Here is a 16,056-nt window from a genome sequence, read left to right on the forward strand (position 1 = left end):
GCTGGAATCGAATTTCCATGGTAAGGGATGCATTAGCTCTTTGTTAGATATACATAGTAGGCTGACCTTGACTCATTACCATCATCAATCAACCAGGATTGTATTTTTTGTTCACCGCCTGAAAGATAGACACTGAAACGGGCTTCTTCATCGGTTGGGTAAACCGAAACCGTTTGATCGTAGTCTCCTACTTTTAGCCGGACCGCTTTGACGGGAATAGCCAAGGTTGGTGTGTTAATTATTTTGCTCGAATGATTGTGCAACTCCGCAACGTAGGGTCCGAGCTCCACCGTTCCGCCTATAGGAGCGTCGACTTCCTTCGGCCATCTCCGGACAGAAATGTCATAGCTGCCACTTTCCACTACATCAATTGCCCAAAACCCGTTTGCCTTCATTCCTGTTCGAACGTGTTGTTGACTGTAGGGTACGGCATCTCCATGCCAGTTCTGTGAAGAGAAAGTGTAGCATTTCTGTTTTGAATCATCGATGACGAAGGGCACATATTCATGGGAACGTTTGGCAATATCCTTCCACCACGTTTCGTAGGTTTCTTTTAGCTTTTTAACAACCTTGGGATTAACAGCGGCCACATCTGATCTCTGACCTGAATCAATCGACAGGTCATAAAGCTCTTCTCCCACGAGTCTCCATTGATCAGTCATCACAGAATAATCCTTATTCTTGATTAATAATCCTTCGCCAACAAAGTCGCCAAACCGACCTTGGTGATGAACGACGATGCTTCTGTCTTCCCAGAGATCAGGATCGCCCCGAAGCAAAGGAGTAAGATCAACGCCATCGAATTGTACTTTGCCGGGAACCTTTAAATTACACAACTCAACCAATGTTGGAAGCACATCGATGTGCGCGGTCAAATGGGGCACATCATTGCCTTGGATCAGTTCACCTTTAGGCCAATGAAAAAAACCAGCCGCCCGGTGACCGCCTTCGTAGGCTGAAGTTTTCATTCCACGCATCCCGGCATTGTAGCCTGTTTCGACAAACCCGTTTGGTATCTCGGTTAGTTCTGCTCCCGCAGCACTGCCGTTATCCGTCATGAAAATGATAAGGGTGTTTTCAGCAATTTCCATTTCCTCCAGGCGACTTCGCAGACGACCCAAATTTTCATCAATGATTTTTATCATCCCATAAAAACGGGCTCTTCGTTCGGGGATTCCAGCATCCAAAAAGGGTTGAATGAATTCTATCGGTGCGTGAAGAGGACCATGCGGAGCGTTGGTCGCCAGGTAGACAAAGAACGGCTCATTCTGGTTCTTCTCTATCCAATCACCCGCCTCACGAAACCAAACATCGGTGCAATAACCGTCCGTTTTTTCCGGCTCGCCATTGCGCAAGTAGGTATCATCGTAATAGTCGTTGTTCCAAAAATCTGGAGTTTCACCCACCACTCCACCTCCGTGAATAAGCGATTCCTCGAACCCTCGATCCTGTGGCCGGAAGGGATAGTTATCGCCCAAATGCCATTTGCCAAACATTGCGGTTTTATACCCGCTATTATTAAAAACCTCGGCCATGGTCATTTCGTCTTTTCGCAGATGATTACGTCCGCCGTAGGTGAGCCATACCCCTACCCGACTTGAATAGCGGCCTGTCGCCAAGGCTGCCCTTGAGGGCGAGCAGGTAGGATCAACGTGAAAATTGGTGAGTCGGACACTATCTTTGTGTAAAGCATCGAGGTTGGGCGTATTTAAGTAGGGGTTACCATGGGCAGAAATATCTCCATAGCCTTGATCATCCGTTATGATCACAATCACATTGGTATGAACCTGGTTAAAGCCAAACAGAGGTGACTTTCCTTTTTGGGCGGGACAGCCGAAGGCCATCAAAACGAAAATCAAAGTTATTGGGTAGAGGAGGAATCTCATGAACAAATTTAAAAATAAAGGACATCTGACCCCATCTTCAAGCCGGATTAGAGTCTTTAATGAACAAACAAGCGTCCTGCTAATCTCAAACCAAATGAAACTCCCAATTGCAAGCATCGGGGGATCTGAAATACAAGAACAAGCTCTTTTTTCTTTTGCTCGCAAGAATCCAGCAGACATCGTTGGTATTCGATTCGCGACCAAGGTCACTCCTACAGCTACTTTCGCATGTCAAAATGTAGGAGCCAGCTTGTATTCCTTGAGCTTGTCCAAATGGCTGGCGATCTCCGCGATTTCAAACGTTCCCTTCAACACCCTCCAAGCATCGGGGAATAACAAGTTTAAACGTTCCCAATCTCATCCGGCCTACAGCCTTGATACCTTAGTTGACCCAGGTATCACCTGGTGTCTTGCCGGGCTAGCAATCGGGAAAATCGTGAAGGATTAGAGATTACAAGTGAAATCTTCGCCCTTGCTTTGCTACTCCGCAGCAAGCAAAGAAGCATCATAACAAAGCAACCCCTCGGGCTTCGGGGCTCGATGAATCGGAAAAGTCAGCGACGAACCAAGCTTCGAGGAATGAACCCGGTTGCGATTCAACTAGCCTAGCGTTTTGACTTCCGGCAACATGCCTTCTTCGTTCAACGGCAACGGACGCGGTTCGACGATTATTTCGAGGTCGTCCCGTTCCCGAGCTTCATCCAAATAAGCAACCGAACATTCCAGCTCGGAGACGTGGAGTGTATTTTGAATCCACATCAGCTTGGCATCACAAGGCTCGGTTAAGCCAATTAGTGGAAGGGCGGAGTTTAAGACTTCGCGGTCTGTGGGATAATGAATAGGAACCATGGCTCCAGAAGCTTCTCCACCCGTCAAGCAATTGATACGTGTGATATTCATGTCCACCTGATCAATAGCTCGTGTGAGAGAAAATTCCACAACGCCGATACCGCAACCATTGCCATGGGTTTCTTCCGTTAACCCACGAATTCCGATGAACCGAATATTTGGAAATTCATTTGGTCCAGCTCTGTGGTACCCATCTTTTCGACCAACTACGTTAGTATCCAGTCCGCTTCCACTGATGTTTTTTCCGATTTCATCGACAAGCAGGAGGTCGCAACGATCAAAAGGTAAGCGCGGAAGCCAATTTCTAGCTAATACAAGCAGCTCTTTCTCACGTTCTTCAAATTCTTCAGGAGCGACTGCTGCTATCTTTGCTGTTTCATCGTAAGCGTTTTCAACGATACCTACTCCAGCAACCACATTACACCTGGAAAGAACTTCCTTTCCAACGCTTCTGACAATTTGACCGAACTCAAAATCTTTGATCGCACGGTGATAAATCCTGGCACCATTGTGCTTACCATAACCGATAAGCATCATCTTCATCAGACCGCTCTGAATATCTCCAAAGAAGTTGGTGTGGGGTTTAACTCGACCACACACAACGACATGGTCCGCCTCAGATGCATATTTATCAAAATGAACCGGAAATCCTTCGTCCGCCTGGCAGACAATGATTGTTTCCATGCTGGCTTTAATGGGGCAGCCACAAAATTCCTCAGTCACACCGTAGCCTTCGATAATACCGCGTTGCCCTTCAGAAGTTCCTCCTCCGTGACTTCCCATCGCAGGAACAATAAAGGGTTTGGCTCCCAGACCTTTAAAATGATCAACAATCGCTTTTATAACCAAATGAATATTGGCGATACCTCGACTGCCCGCGGAGATGGCCACCGTATGGCCTGGCCGGACCTTGTCTCTTAATTTCAACATTGAAAGTTGGGCATCAACTTCAGCGGGGATGTCAGTAATCACCGTGCGTTCAAACGATTGGCGGACTCGGAAAATATCGGGATAATCGGGCATGATAAAAAAGAAGTTTTATTGTATTTGGCTATATTGCAAGCGATACGCGTTATCGTTGAATAATAGTTGTAAGAATCCCTCTGGCACCATGAACCTTTTAGGTTTATGCCATCCCCTTGATCCAGTTTATAATTAGTTCGAGACCTTCATCGTGCACCTGGCTGTGGCCTTTGCTTGGCATCGCAAATGGTTGCTGAAACCTTCCCGATAAATTGGATTATGAAGTTGTTATAAAACGCGAATGAATTTTAGGTAATGCTGTTTCACCACAGTTAGACAAAGCACAACCGCACAACTGTCCTTGTGTTGATTAATTATGAGCAACTTATTCCAATTATTTTCGAGGAAAATTAAGGATAGTATTGGTCTCAAAAGGAAACGACAAATCCGGCATTTATTATACCGATTTAAATACGGTAGCGACCTTCAAAAACTCGCGGTTGCGTATGGAACGGATAAGGAAGCCGTGCATTTCTACTCTAAAAGATACCAGCATCACTTTGAACCCGTCAGATTAAAAAAGTTGAATGTGCTGGAAATTGGTATTGGAGGCTACGCCAAACCAAAAGACGGAGGTGAATCACTTCGAATGTGGAAGACTTATTTCCCTAACAGTAATATTTACGGGATCGATATTCACGATAAGTCTTTCCATGAGGAAGACCGAATAAAAACTTTTAAAGGAAGTCAGGTCGATAGGGAGTTTCTTTCCAATGTTGTCAAAGACATCGGAGATATTGATGTTATAATAGATGATGGCAGCCACTACTCACCCGATGTTATTGCGACTTTTAATTTTTTGTTTCCCTTTCTGGCTCCGAATGGAATTTACGCGATTGAAGACCTTCAAACCTCTTACTGGGGGAAAAACTTGAATCATGATTGGGGTGGATCCAGTGATAAAAATGCACCTCACACCAGCATGAACTTTTTAAAGTCACTAACAGATGGACTGAATTATGAGGAATTCACCGAAGATAATTATGAGCCCACCTACCTTGATAAGAACATCGTTTCGATCCATTTTTATCACAACCTGGTGTTTCTGCAAAAAGGTGATAATAATGAAGGGAGTAACAGACATCTTCTTAAATCCTTTTAAAGTCGAAAACAAATGCAGGACCGACTTTAGTCGGGATTCCTGGATTCACGAATCGCGGTTTCCATCCGTCGCTTTCAGCTTCCGCCGCCGCCCAAGGGCGAGACACGTTGGAGGACAGAAGAAACCCTACACTTTGTGCTTAAGACCGGAAGGACGCGAAGAAATTTACGTCCCACATGGACTCATTATTTTTTCAGTCGTTCAAATTTAAGAGGCTAGGTGCCGTTCGAAGCAAACTGAGCCACATAGAGATTGCCCGCCTGATCGAAGCACAAGCCATGGGGATGGTAAAATAAATGGCTCGAGTGCTTCATGGTATTCAGGTTGCCGCGACGATCGTAAACCGGTGCATCGGCTCCGAGATTGGCTACGACTTGAAAGCCTTTATCAAGGATCGAAATGTAACCTGCGGCATTCTTATCCGTTGGCCAGTTATCTCCCAGATGGGGAACCACGATATGATCCCTATGAAAAATGACGTCGCGTGGATTGCTGCCTGGAAGGAGAATTGTTTCAAGCCACTGGCCATCGATCGTGAATCGCTTCATCTTGTTTTTATCACTCAATGCTAAAATAATTTCCGGGTTCTTCGGGTCAGAAAAATTAATAGCTCCACCATGAGGACCGAAATGCGCGAGCTTTGCCTCCCCTTCTCCGAGAGTTCCGCCAAAAGATGACTGGTATTCGCATCTGGAATTGTAACGGTGGATAAAGTCCTTCCCATAACCATCGATAACAAAGAAATCTCCATTCGGTAAATGCATGGTCTTGGAAGGTCGGAAATCATCAGGATTGTCGTAGAGGCTCGACTCCATCGGACACGAAATCGTCTTTAATACATATCCATCTGCTGTGGTTTTGAAGACTTTCCCGTTTTGGCTGTTGTCTGTAATAAACAGATAATCAATGCCATCCTCCTCTACGATAGAAAGTCCGTGTGCTCCTGGAGCAAAACTTCCCCAAGCATCCAATAGTGCACCATCAGGACCCAAGACTATCATACAATGATCCTCGCTCGCATTTAGCAGGAGTATTCTTCCATGGGCATCTTCCAGTATGGCATTGCAATGACCGAGCTGTATGGCTGGTGAGTTTTGCATTCCCCAGTCGGGAATCAAACGGTATTTGAAATCACCTTGCCCAATAACAATCGGCGTTTGCGGTGTCTGATACGCCTCAACCGCTATATGCGGTTCGGCGTGGTCATGTGCAAACGAAACAACAGGAAGCACAAATATAAGGACCAACTGCTTTAGGCTATGGATCTTGTTTTGAAGCATTTACTCCGGACTATAGATAGGTAGGTAGCCGAAAACCAAGATCAACATTACGATATTGTATCAGTCATTTCTTTTAAAAGAGAACGTTGCCGTTTCTGAGAAATAACCGGTCCGGAGATTGGATAAGGCAAAAAAATTGTTGCGTAAGTGAAAAACGGACAAGCAGCCTGGAATTACTTTAAAAGGATAGAAAATTGTTTTGATGATCCAAACCATATCCTTGCCTTGGTTCCGATTTTAAAATTAGGTTCAAGCAATGTTGAAATCGTACCGTTATTTTTGTTTTTTAGTTAGGAGGCCATTCTTCCCTTTGGCTAACATTGCCCTGATTTATTTGTTTATTTCCTGCGAAGGTTTTGGGCAAACCCCACAGCCGAATATCCTGTTCATCTTTACGGATGACCAAAGTTCTAGAACAGTAAGCAGCTACCCTGAAGCTTACGACTGGGCTCATACACCCAACCTCGACCGTCTGGCTCAATCGGGAATCCGATTTGATCAGGCTTACACAAGTTCGTGGTGCATGCCGGCCCGGGCAACCATGCTCACCGGCCTGCAACAGCACAACATCCCCAGCCTTCATCGAGTGGGCCCTTACCCGGGTGCAGAGTATGATCCGAACGTCCTGAAATTCTGGCCCAAGGAGTTTCGGGAAAACGGGTATTCCACCGGTCATATCGGAAAGTGGCATGTCGGCACCGATACCGGTTATGGTAGAGACTGGGATTTTCAGTACGTGTGGATTCGCCCAGAACCAACGGCCGGCAATGCAAGGGAATATTACGTAGATCAAAAAATAATTCTAAATGGCAAACCGATTGGCACCGTAGAAGCCTACGCCACTGACAATTACACCAACCGAGCTGTAGAATTCATCCACGGACAAAATCGCGACACGGAAAAACCATGGTATTTGTGGTTGTGCTATACCGGTATTCACGGACCCTTTACCCCAGCAGACAGGCACTTGGAAGAATATCCGGGAGTAGAAATACCAACACCGGCAGATATTTATCCTCCCCGCGCCGGGAAGCCCGAGTATTCAGGCCAGTACGGCGTCTGGAAGGCGGATGAAAAGGGCACGGCCCGATCCTATGACAATGGAAAATTCGGCGGGACCCTTTATGACGCCACCAGGCAATACCACCAGGCGGCAATATCCGTGGATGAGGGGGTGGGTCGACTCATTGAAGCCCTAAAAGCCTCAGGACAATATGACAACACTTTGGTCGTCTTTACCGCCGACCAGGGATTTGCGTGGGGACAACATGGCTTCCGACACAAGCGGGCTCCCTACTCTGCCAATATAAAAGTACCCTTCATTGTTTCGATGCCTGGAACCCTTCCTGATAATCAAGTTTGTAGCTCTCCCGTGGGCAGCATTGATCTGGTTCCTACTTTTTTCAAATTTGCCGGTCTCGATTTGCCATGGAAAATGGATGGAAGAGACATGACATCTTTGCTTCGCAATCCGGGCCAAGCCTGGGAAAGACCTGTATTTTTGACCTTTACCCTGGAAGCGTTCCGGCCCGATTCGGGCATCATTCCCAAACCTTTACCTTATACAGGAAACAATGTTCCGTGGTATGGCTTTGTCATTCAGGACCGTTACAAATTCATTCAAACCTTTGTGGAGAACGAGATTCCGGAACTCTATCATATCGACAACGATCCCGACGAACTGACCAACCTCGCCCTACTTCCCGAATACCGCGATACAGTGAAAAAACAGCATAAATTATTGGTGTCCGAACTGAAGCGTACGAATGCACGATTCGTGGATTCACTCCCATCCATGAGGGGTTACTAAAATTTAGAAAACAAGATCTTTAGTACCTAAACATCGGGTACTAAATGATAAATATATTAGGCCAGATACCCTGTTGACAGAATAGACGTGTTTTATAGTGTTAACTCCTGAACCCTCTCTATCAGCTACGCCCAAGCTTATGGTTCGAAATTTAGTTCACAATTCCCCTGGAGCTATTAAAGCCTCCCGATACAAGTCCGCTTTGCCTTGCGGTCTTTTTCTGATAGTCACGTTTATTGTGCCTCATACAAGTTGGAGCGCTGAGCTCAAGATCGACACGGCAATTCCTATTGTTAAACAATTTTGCTTTGATTGTCATAACGACAAAAAAACCAAGGGAGATATCAATTTCGAGACACTGACCAGGGACCTGGACATTCCCGGTGATTTTAAGAGCTGGGAACTGGCGGCTGAGATGCTGGAGATGGTAGAGATGCCGCCAGATAATGAGGACCAACCAAGCGACACGCAACGACAGCAATTGGCGTCGTTCATTCGCAAGGAGATTGAGGACACCGTTCAAAAGAATGCCGGTGACCCTGGAGAAATAGTTTTGCGACGACTCACCAGTGCAGAGTACGCCTACACAATCAAGGATCTGACAGGGCTCGAATTTGATTTTGAAAAATCCTTTATGGATGAAGCTGTAGGTGGAGAAGGATTCTCAAATGTGGGAGAAGTCCAGTTTATCCAGGATTCGACGCTTGAACGTTACCTTGATGCAGCAAAGACGGTAGCGTCGCATGCGCTAATCGGTGCGGGTGCCTTAGATTTTTATACTGATCCCGGGGACACAGGACAGGAGCTTTCGGCGATAAATCGCATCAAAACTATTTATCGAGAAAATGGTTTCCGTACAGGAGCCGGAGAAGGAGCGAATGAATTTGGATTGGACCAATACGCCAAAGCTTTCTACGCGGCCTGGTATTACCAGCATCGTCATTCGCTTGGCCGGCCTTCTATTACACTGACCGAGTTGGCAAAGGAAGAATCCATTTCCCCCAAGTTTACAGAACACATCTGGAAGGTTCTTACACAGGCACACCCAAGTTTTCCTACCAGCGAAATAATCGACAAATGGAATGACCTCCCTATTCCAATTGAAAGTCTGACTCCTTCAGAATTCACGGTTCGCAATGCCTGTTCTAACTTGTATGAGGACCTCTTTGAATGGCAGAAAACCTTGGCAGCGAGTACCATAGATGATGAAGAGTATGCCGTTTTGAGCGACGAAGCTTTCGAGGCAAACCAGTCACACCAGTTTCGGGTTCGCATGAACCGACACCCGACTGCCATTTACACCGAGTTTGAGATTCTGGCAAAAGTAGCAGGCGGTAAAGATAGTTCAAAGCCAGCAGTCCACTGGAAACAACCGACCATTAGAATCCTTGAAACTGGAAGCACCACTCCAACACTGGTACCGCTGCGAGAACTTGTTTCACAGGAAACCGCTGAATTAATCCAATTCGGGATAGGTGTGAACAGAGCCAAGATAGACGACAATGACTTCGTAACTGACGATGCAACCAAGCTAATAATTCAGGTACAATTACCTAAAGAAAGGTCACGGGCGGAATTTCAAGTGGAAGCAATTTTGGATACTGAAAACGGCGATGACGTCCTGGTTCGTTGTGAAATCACAGACGGATATAATGCAAATGAGACTATCGCTTCAACTGGTTCAGCATCCGCGCTATTAGCAGATCCAAATAGCCCCCAGATAGAGGAACTTAGAACCGGTATTCTGGCCTTTGCTCAAAACCTGCCGCAGGTTTCTCATCTCGAACCTACTCCATCAGATCGGGATCACATTCCGGAACCTTTTGATAACACTTACAATAAACCTGAGAGAAACTATTTTCACACGGCCATTAAGTACCAAAGGCAAGATTCGTTTCTAACGAATATTATCCTCGATTCAGCAAGCGCAAGAAAGCTCGATGAAGCTTGGGCGGACCTCCTCACTTCGTTCGATTATCATGACACCATTTTTAGGTTCGCTAACGAAAAGTACGATTTGAAAAGCCCTGTCAAATCACTCGCCGATCTTGATCAAGGTTGGATCAATGAGCTTCCTTCCATTCCCCATGAACACGTCGAAAATGTATTCCAAGATTTTAATCAAAAACAAACCGAACTTCAGCAAGCTCAGGCAGGGCAAATCAACGACGTACTGCTGTTTGCCGAGCAGGCATGGCGGAGGCCGCTAAGGAAGCAGGACAAGGATCGTCTCACTTCGTTTTACTCGGAGCTTATACAAGTCAAGGAACAGAGCCACCAGGAGGCTATCCGGACTTTGATAACACGAATTCTTGTTGCACCCGAGTTTCTTTACCGCATCGAAAGTCCGATTAAGAGCCACGCTATGGTTCCTCTTTCCAATTGGGAACTGGCGAGTCGGCTTAGCTATTTCCTTTGGTCTTCCAAACCAGACGAAGAACTACTAAAATTGGCCGCATCTGGTGAACTGAGTGATCCTGAGATTTTGGCTGAACAAACCAAGCGCATGTTGAGAGATCCAAAGTCGCGAAGATTTGTGACAGAATTCTTCGGACAGTGGTTTGGGTTTTATCGCTTTGATGGTTATAACGGAATCGATACAGAACTTTTCAATTATTTCACCGACGAGCTGAAAGCTGCCATGTACCATGAGGCGATCTCATTTTTCGAATACGTCGTAACGCAAGACCGACCAGTCGATGAAATAGTCTACGCTGACTACACTTTTCTAAATCCGGAACTCGCACAACATTACGGAATACCGTGGGACTCGGTTGATTCTCAATCCGATACACTGGTGCGTGTCGACGGAACCCGAAAGTTCAATCGAGGCGGATTGCTTAATTTAGGTGCAGTTTTAACAGTAACGTCAGCTCCCCTTCGAACCAGTGCGGTCAAACGTGGAGATTGGATTCTCCGCCGAGTATTAGGAACTCCAACTCCCCCTCCTCCCGCTGATGCTGGTTCTATTCCGAATGAGGACGTTTTGCCAGACGGGAAAACGGTTCGAGAACGCCTGGAGGCCCACAGACGGGAATCTTCCTGTGTCAATTGCCATACTCGGATAGATCCCTTGGGTTTCGCTTTGGAAAATTTCAATCCTATTGGTCAATGGCGTGATACTTACAGGGATGGTGGAAACATCGATACCATGGGGATCCTCAACGACGGAACTTTGATAAGCGGACTGGATGATCTGTATCACTATTTTGAACAGGAGAAAGCAACTGTTCGCCGAAACCTCTGCAGGAAGTTGCTTGGCTATGCTCTGGGTCGAAGCGAAATATTGGCGGACCGGATATTGATCGACAAAATGATGAATAGCCTCGAAGCTGATAACCGGTTTTCAAACCTGATTACACAAATTGTGACAAGTACCCAATTCCGTCACCAAAGAAGTCAAAGAAACGAATCTGCCGCTATTGAGAAGAAAACGTCCTCTAAAGAGGAAGACACCGAAATTTAATCATGCCTCAGTTCCTGAAATCCAAACGCTTTTCACGACGCACATTTTTGCGAGGAGCAGGAATGACTTTAGCGCTACCCTGGTTGGAATCTGTTCCCACTTATGCTCTGGAAACAGGAAAACGAATATCGGGTGGATTAGCAAATAAAGCCCCTGTCCGATTCGGCTGCTTATTTTTCTCCAATGGAGTTGAGCCCGCACATTGGTGGGCAAACAAGAACGAATCAAAAATGGAAATCGGTCCCGGGTTAAAGCCGATGGAACCATTTACCGAACATTTTTCATTCATCCGCGGTCTTTTTAACCAAAAGGCGGTTGAACATGACAGCGCGCATTTGGGTCGCACACCAAATCTTCTTTCAGGTGCCTGGGTTAGTAAGGATCAAAGCGAAATACGTGTTGGTCAAACGATGGATCAATTAATGGCAAAGGAAATTGGTCACCAATCACCCATCCCCAGCTTGATTCTCGGAATCGAACCTACTGAGCTCCGTCTCGAAGACGGACTATCCATGCTCTACGGTTCCAACATTTCCTGGAGTACTGACACAAAGCCTGCCATGAAGGAAATTTATCCATCCCGGGTATTTGACTTACTGGTCGGCAACGGCAGCGATCGTGGTTTGGACCAGAGTATCCTGGATGAAGTTTTAGAAGATGCCAGTTATTTGAAAAGCCAGGTTGCCTACAGCGACAGGCATAAACTGACGGACTATCTCGACTCCATTCGAGACATCGAGACACGCATAAACTTCGCAGCGAAAGATCATCAACTTGAGGGTTGGCACCCTTCCATCACTGAACCTAACTTGACCCGGCCATCGGAAACGCTTCCTCAGCACATCCCGAATCATATGAGGCTCATGATGGACCTGATCGTATTGGCCTTTCAAATGAACAAGACGCGCATCGCAACCTGCATGCTCAACAACGATCTTTCACAAATGAATTTCGGTTTCCTCGAGCACGTCAAAGGTAGCCTTCACCTGGACCTGACTCACAACGGACGCGATCCAGAACTCGAGGCCATGTATTTGAAAACCAATCAATTTCACACTGAACAATTTGCATACCTGCTTGGTCGCATGAAGGACATCGACGAAGGTGGCCAATCCTTGCTGGACAATTCCATGCTGATGTTCTGCTCAAATTTCTTTGATGGAGACCTGCACCAGGCAGATCATATGCCCATCCTCCTCGCAGGAAAAGGCGGCGGGTCACTTCAACCTGGACAAGTTCTGGACTTCAAAGAAGAAGACGCAGACAACCGAAGAGCCTGTAGTTTGTACCTGTCTCTCATGGATCGAATGGGAGTCAATGTTCCTCGGTTTGGAGATACCAATCGTCGCCTGGCAAACATTTGATTTCGACGTAAATCAAAAGACGCCGGTCGAAGTTAACATTTTATACTGCCGTGCATCATGTTTTGAAGAGGTAGTTTCGCCGAAACACAGGAATAGCACCACGTATCGATACTAACAATGGTCCAAAAAACGCAATTCTTGATGCGCGGCAGTATAGTTAGCAGAATGAAATGAAAGCCCTCCTAGTCTTAATACCATTATTGGTACTATTGTTTTCGTGTGGAATTGAAAAAGAAACCGATTCTGATTATACAGATTATTCTGAATCAGATTTTCTTGCAGATATTCGAATGGGGATAGAATTAGATCAAATAGCTGATAGAATTCTAGAAAGCGACATCGCTGAACTTCACGGAGCTGAAATTGCTGGAATTGGGTTTGTCACTTTCAAAGAGAATGAAAAGGATCATTACATGATTTCTGAGAACTTAGAAACTCATGCATTAGATCTACTCATTCGGGGACCAAAAGAAAATACAAATACAGAATCGGTTGAAATTTTTTGGCCTTTAGAATGGGCAGGTCAAACCTTTGAGGTATTTAGCGCTAATAAGTCGCTGGAGGAAACCGATGAATCGGCTCCTCGGTTCCGACGTTAATGCCTACCAATTCGTAATTGATCCATCTCCTCGTTGAAATACGGGATGATCGTAAGCGGATGGTTTGGTAATTACATTTACCAACTCAATATGCTTGGGATCAAATTCCACACCTAACCCAGGTCTTTCATTCGGGTAGAGTTTCCCGTTCTTAAAACTAAGATAATCGTCGTTGAGATAACTTGTTTTGGTAGGGCGATCGTTAGTGATTTCGGTCATAACAAAACCGGATGACGAAGCTAGCACATGAACCAAGGCAGCGGTGGAAATCGGACCCGTAAAATGGGGAATCATCCCGACGTAATGTGTTTCGCACAGTGCGGCTATTTTCTTAAGCTCGGTAATTCCGCCAACGTTCGGAAGAGTGACTCTGGAGTGATCAATTAAATTTTCCTCAATCAATTCGTTGATATCCCATCGGTCTCCAAATTGCTCGCCGACCGCAATGGGTACATTGATCCGATCTCTGAGCGCACGATAAACACCGGCATTTTCCGACCGCACCAAATCTTCAACAAACAGCGGTTTTAGCGGTTCTATCATTCTAGCCAGAGTAACAGCTTCAGCTGTATCGAAGCGGGTATGAAAATCAGTAGCCCACTGGCCTTTTTCGCCAACCCCTTCACGGACCTCCGAGTAAAAACGAAAGTTCTCATCCATGAATTTGTGAGAATCGAAAACCGGACCTTCCGAAACTGTGCCGACCCGATATGCGTAAAACCCGGCTTCGATACACGCCCTCGCTGTCTCTTTGACCGATCCTTGATCAGGGAATCCCGTGGAATAACAGGGCAGGAAATCTCGAGTCAATCCTCCCAAAAGTTCATAAATTGGCGTCTTGAAATATTTTCCTTTTATATCCCACAACGCCATATCCAAACCACCCATGGCGTGAAGTCGCTCCCTACCCGACGGATAAAAATATTGGCGATACACTTTCTGCCAAAGATGCTCGATCCGAAATGGATCTTCACCAACCAACATCTCCGCACAGTTCTGGATCATTTCCTTAGATCCACCTTCGCCGATTCCACTTATCCCAGCGTTGGTTTCAATCACCACGATGTCTCTTGCCTGGGCGAAAGTCGGCTTCAAGTAAGTCGGATCCCTATAATGACTCACCTTGGTTATTTTGATGCCAGACTTGATGTCTGCATTTAGAGCAAATGGCCCTGCCAGAAGCGCACTCGCGCCCATCAAACTTTGTCTAAGAAATTTTCTGCGATTGTAATTCATTGGGTAGGATTCTGATAAAACTTTTTATATTGAAGAAGTTGAAAGAGTGTAACTCTTCACAGGATTAATTACCGTTATCCCTACTCTCTTTAGCGACGAATTTCGATAAACTTACTTGATTAGATCCAAGCTTGGCTTGCCTAAAAGATTATCAACCTAAAGATGACCTGTTCTATTATTTGTTACCATGACTGAAAGTACTTCATCTTCTAAGACTGAAAAAATGCTGGACGGCTACACCGTCATAGATTTCACGCGCGTACTGGCAGGTCCCTACTGTACACGTCTGCTGGCGGACCTCGGCGCACATGTAATCAAGATCGAGCGTCCCGGTGAAGGAGACGAAATTCGCTACACCGTGAGTCAACTGGAAGAAGGTCGAGCTGACCAGAGCAGCTACTTCGTGCGTATCAATACCGGAAAACAAGGTATAGCCATTGACCTCGCACATCCCGAGGCGCGTGAACTCGTTCTTGATCTCGTTCGCAAAGCAGACGTTCTCGTGGAAAACTTCTCCCCTGGCATTATGAAACGCTACGGTTTTGATGCCGCAACCTTGCGCGCAGAGAAACCGGACCTGGTCTATTGTTCTATTTCAGGATTCGGTCAGACCGGCCCATCCAGTTCTATGAAGGCTTACGCGCACCTCATCAATGCTGTCTCTGGCATGATGGACCTCGACCGCAATGGTTCATCCGAACCGCGCTCACAATATTTGCAAGCTGCGGACGTTCTCGCTGCGACCCACGCTTTCGGTGCAATCAGCGCAGCACTATTGCGCCACGCCCGTACTGGGCAAGGCGCGACGATCGACGTCTCCATGCTGGAATGCCTCATTGCGAGCGATGACATCACTTTCGGAGCGATTTTGAATGGAGCACCTGTTCAACGCCAACCGCGAGTTGGCATGGTCGTTCACCAGATCGGCGATCATCACATGGCTATGCAGTCAGCAGGTGCCCCACATTTGTGGACGCGAATTATTGAACTTATAGGCAAACCTGAGTTAGCCGAAGATCCTCGATTTGAGACACCCATGTTGCGGCGGGTCCACTGGACTGAGTTATTAGCTTTGTTAAGGGAAGGCCTGAATAGCTACTCAAGCGTCGATGAAGCACTGACAGCTCTCTCCTCAGCCGGCATACCGGCCGCACCTATGCGCACACCAGAAGAAACCATTGAGAATCCACAACTCCATTTCCGTGAAGCATTCCCGGAGGTCGATCATCCTGGAAGAGGTCGAGTCCGAGTCACGGCATCACCGTTTCACATCGATGGTAAACCTACTCATCCTCCTTCAGGTGCCCCGTACCGGATCGGTGAGCACACCCGTGAAGTGCTCAGCGAATATCTTGGCTATACTGTTGAGAAGATAGATGCCTTACAAAAAGCAGGTGTCATTGAGGCACCGGATATCAATTGAGAAGATTCTACCCAAAAA

At 46.4% G+C, this 16,056-nt stretch carries 11 protein-coding genes; 7 read left to right on the forward strand and 4 right to left on the reverse strand.

What is annotated here, in order from left to right; genetic code table 11:
- Nucleotides 1–32: 32 nt before the first annotated feature.
- On the reverse strand, nt 33–1,886 hold the full coding sequence (locus O3C43_06620) for an arylsulfatase (GenBank protein ID MDA1066160.1): 1,854 nt from the start codon (nt 1,884–1,886) through the stop codon (nt 33–35).
- A 94-nt stretch (nt 1,887–1,980) separates the two neighbouring features.
- Between O3C43_06620 and O3C43_06625 the strand changes: the two genes are divergently transcribed.
- Nucleotides 1,981–2,334, forward strand: coding sequence for a hypothetical protein (locus tag O3C43_06625; GenBank protein ID MDA1066161.1), 354 nt, complete (start codon nt 1,981–1,983; stop codon nt 2,332–2,334).
- Nucleotides 2,335–2,486: 152 nt separating this feature from the next.
- Here the strand turns inward: O3C43_06625 and O3C43_06630 are convergent, their stop codons facing one another.
- Nucleotides 2,487–3,758: a lactate racemase domain-containing protein gene (locus O3C43_06630; protein ID MDA1066162.1), complete on the reverse strand. Its 1,272-nt coding sequence runs from the start codon at nt 3,756–3,758 to the stop codon at nt 2,487–2,489.
- Nucleotides 3,759–4,074: 316 nt separating this feature from the next.
- Between O3C43_06630 and O3C43_06635 the strand changes: the two genes are divergently transcribed.
- Nucleotides 4,075–4,860: a class I SAM-dependent methyltransferase gene (locus O3C43_06635; protein MDA1066163.1), complete on the forward strand. Its 786-nt coding sequence runs from the start codon at nt 4,075–4,077 to the stop codon at nt 4,858–4,860.
- A 215-nt stretch (nt 4,861–5,075) separates the two neighbouring features.
- On the opposite strand, the gene O3C43_06640 is transcribed toward O3C43_06635, so the two are convergent.
- Nucleotides 5,076–6,140 carry a hypothetical protein gene (locus O3C43_06640; protein ID MDA1066164.1) on the reverse strand — a complete coding sequence of 355 codons (1,065 nt, stop codon included), beginning with the start codon at nt 6,138–6,140 and terminating at the stop codon, nt 5,076–5,078.
- Between the two features lie 310 nt (nt 6,141–6,450).
- Between O3C43_06640 and O3C43_06645 the strand changes: the two genes are divergently transcribed.
- From O3C43_06645 to O3C43_06660, 4 genes are all read left to right on the forward strand, one after another.
- Nucleotides 6,451–7,950 (forward strand): sulfatase-like hydrolase/transferase, encoded by a 1,500-nt coding sequence (locus O3C43_06645; GenBank protein MDA1066165.1) that lies wholly within the window; start codon nt 6,451–6,453, stop codon nt 7,948–7,950.
- Between the two features lie 139 nt (nt 7,951–8,089).
- A complete protein-coding gene (locus O3C43_06650) occupies nt 8,090–11,416 on the forward strand; it encodes a DUF1592 domain-containing protein (protein ID MDA1066166.1) in 3,327 nt (1,108 codons plus the stop codon).
- A gap of 2 nt (nt 11,417–11,418) precedes the next feature.
- A complete protein-coding gene (locus tag O3C43_06655) occupies nt 11,419–12,780 on the forward strand; it encodes a DUF1552 domain-containing protein (protein ID MDA1066167.1) in 1,362 nt (453 codons plus the stop codon).
- Nucleotides 12,781–12,950: 170 nt separating this feature from the next.
- Nucleotides 12,951–13,379, forward strand: coding sequence for a hypothetical protein (locus O3C43_06660; GenBank protein MDA1066168.1), 429 nt, complete (start codon nt 12,951–12,953; stop codon nt 13,377–13,379).
- A gap of 3 nt (nt 13,380–13,382) precedes the next feature.
- On the opposite strand, the gene O3C43_06665 is transcribed toward O3C43_06660, so the two are convergent.
- Nucleotides 13,383–14,615, reverse strand: coding sequence for a mandelate racemase/muconate lactonizing enzyme family protein (locus O3C43_06665; protein MDA1066169.1), 1,233 nt, complete (start codon nt 14,613–14,615; stop codon nt 13,383–13,385).
- 187 nt (nt 14,616–14,802) lie between these two features.
- Here O3C43_06665 and O3C43_06670 point away from each other — a divergent pair, with 187 nt between their 5' ends.
- Nucleotides 14,803–16,038, forward strand: coding sequence for a CoA transferase (locus O3C43_06670; GenBank protein MDA1066170.1), 1,236 nt, complete (start codon nt 14,803–14,805; stop codon nt 16,036–16,038).
- Nucleotides 16,039–16,056: the final 18 nt, after the last annotated feature.

The organism is Verrucomicrobiota bacterium, assembly GCA_027622555.1.
Lineage (GTDB): Bacteria > Verrucomicrobiota > Verrucomicrobiia > Opitutales > UBA2995 > UBA2995.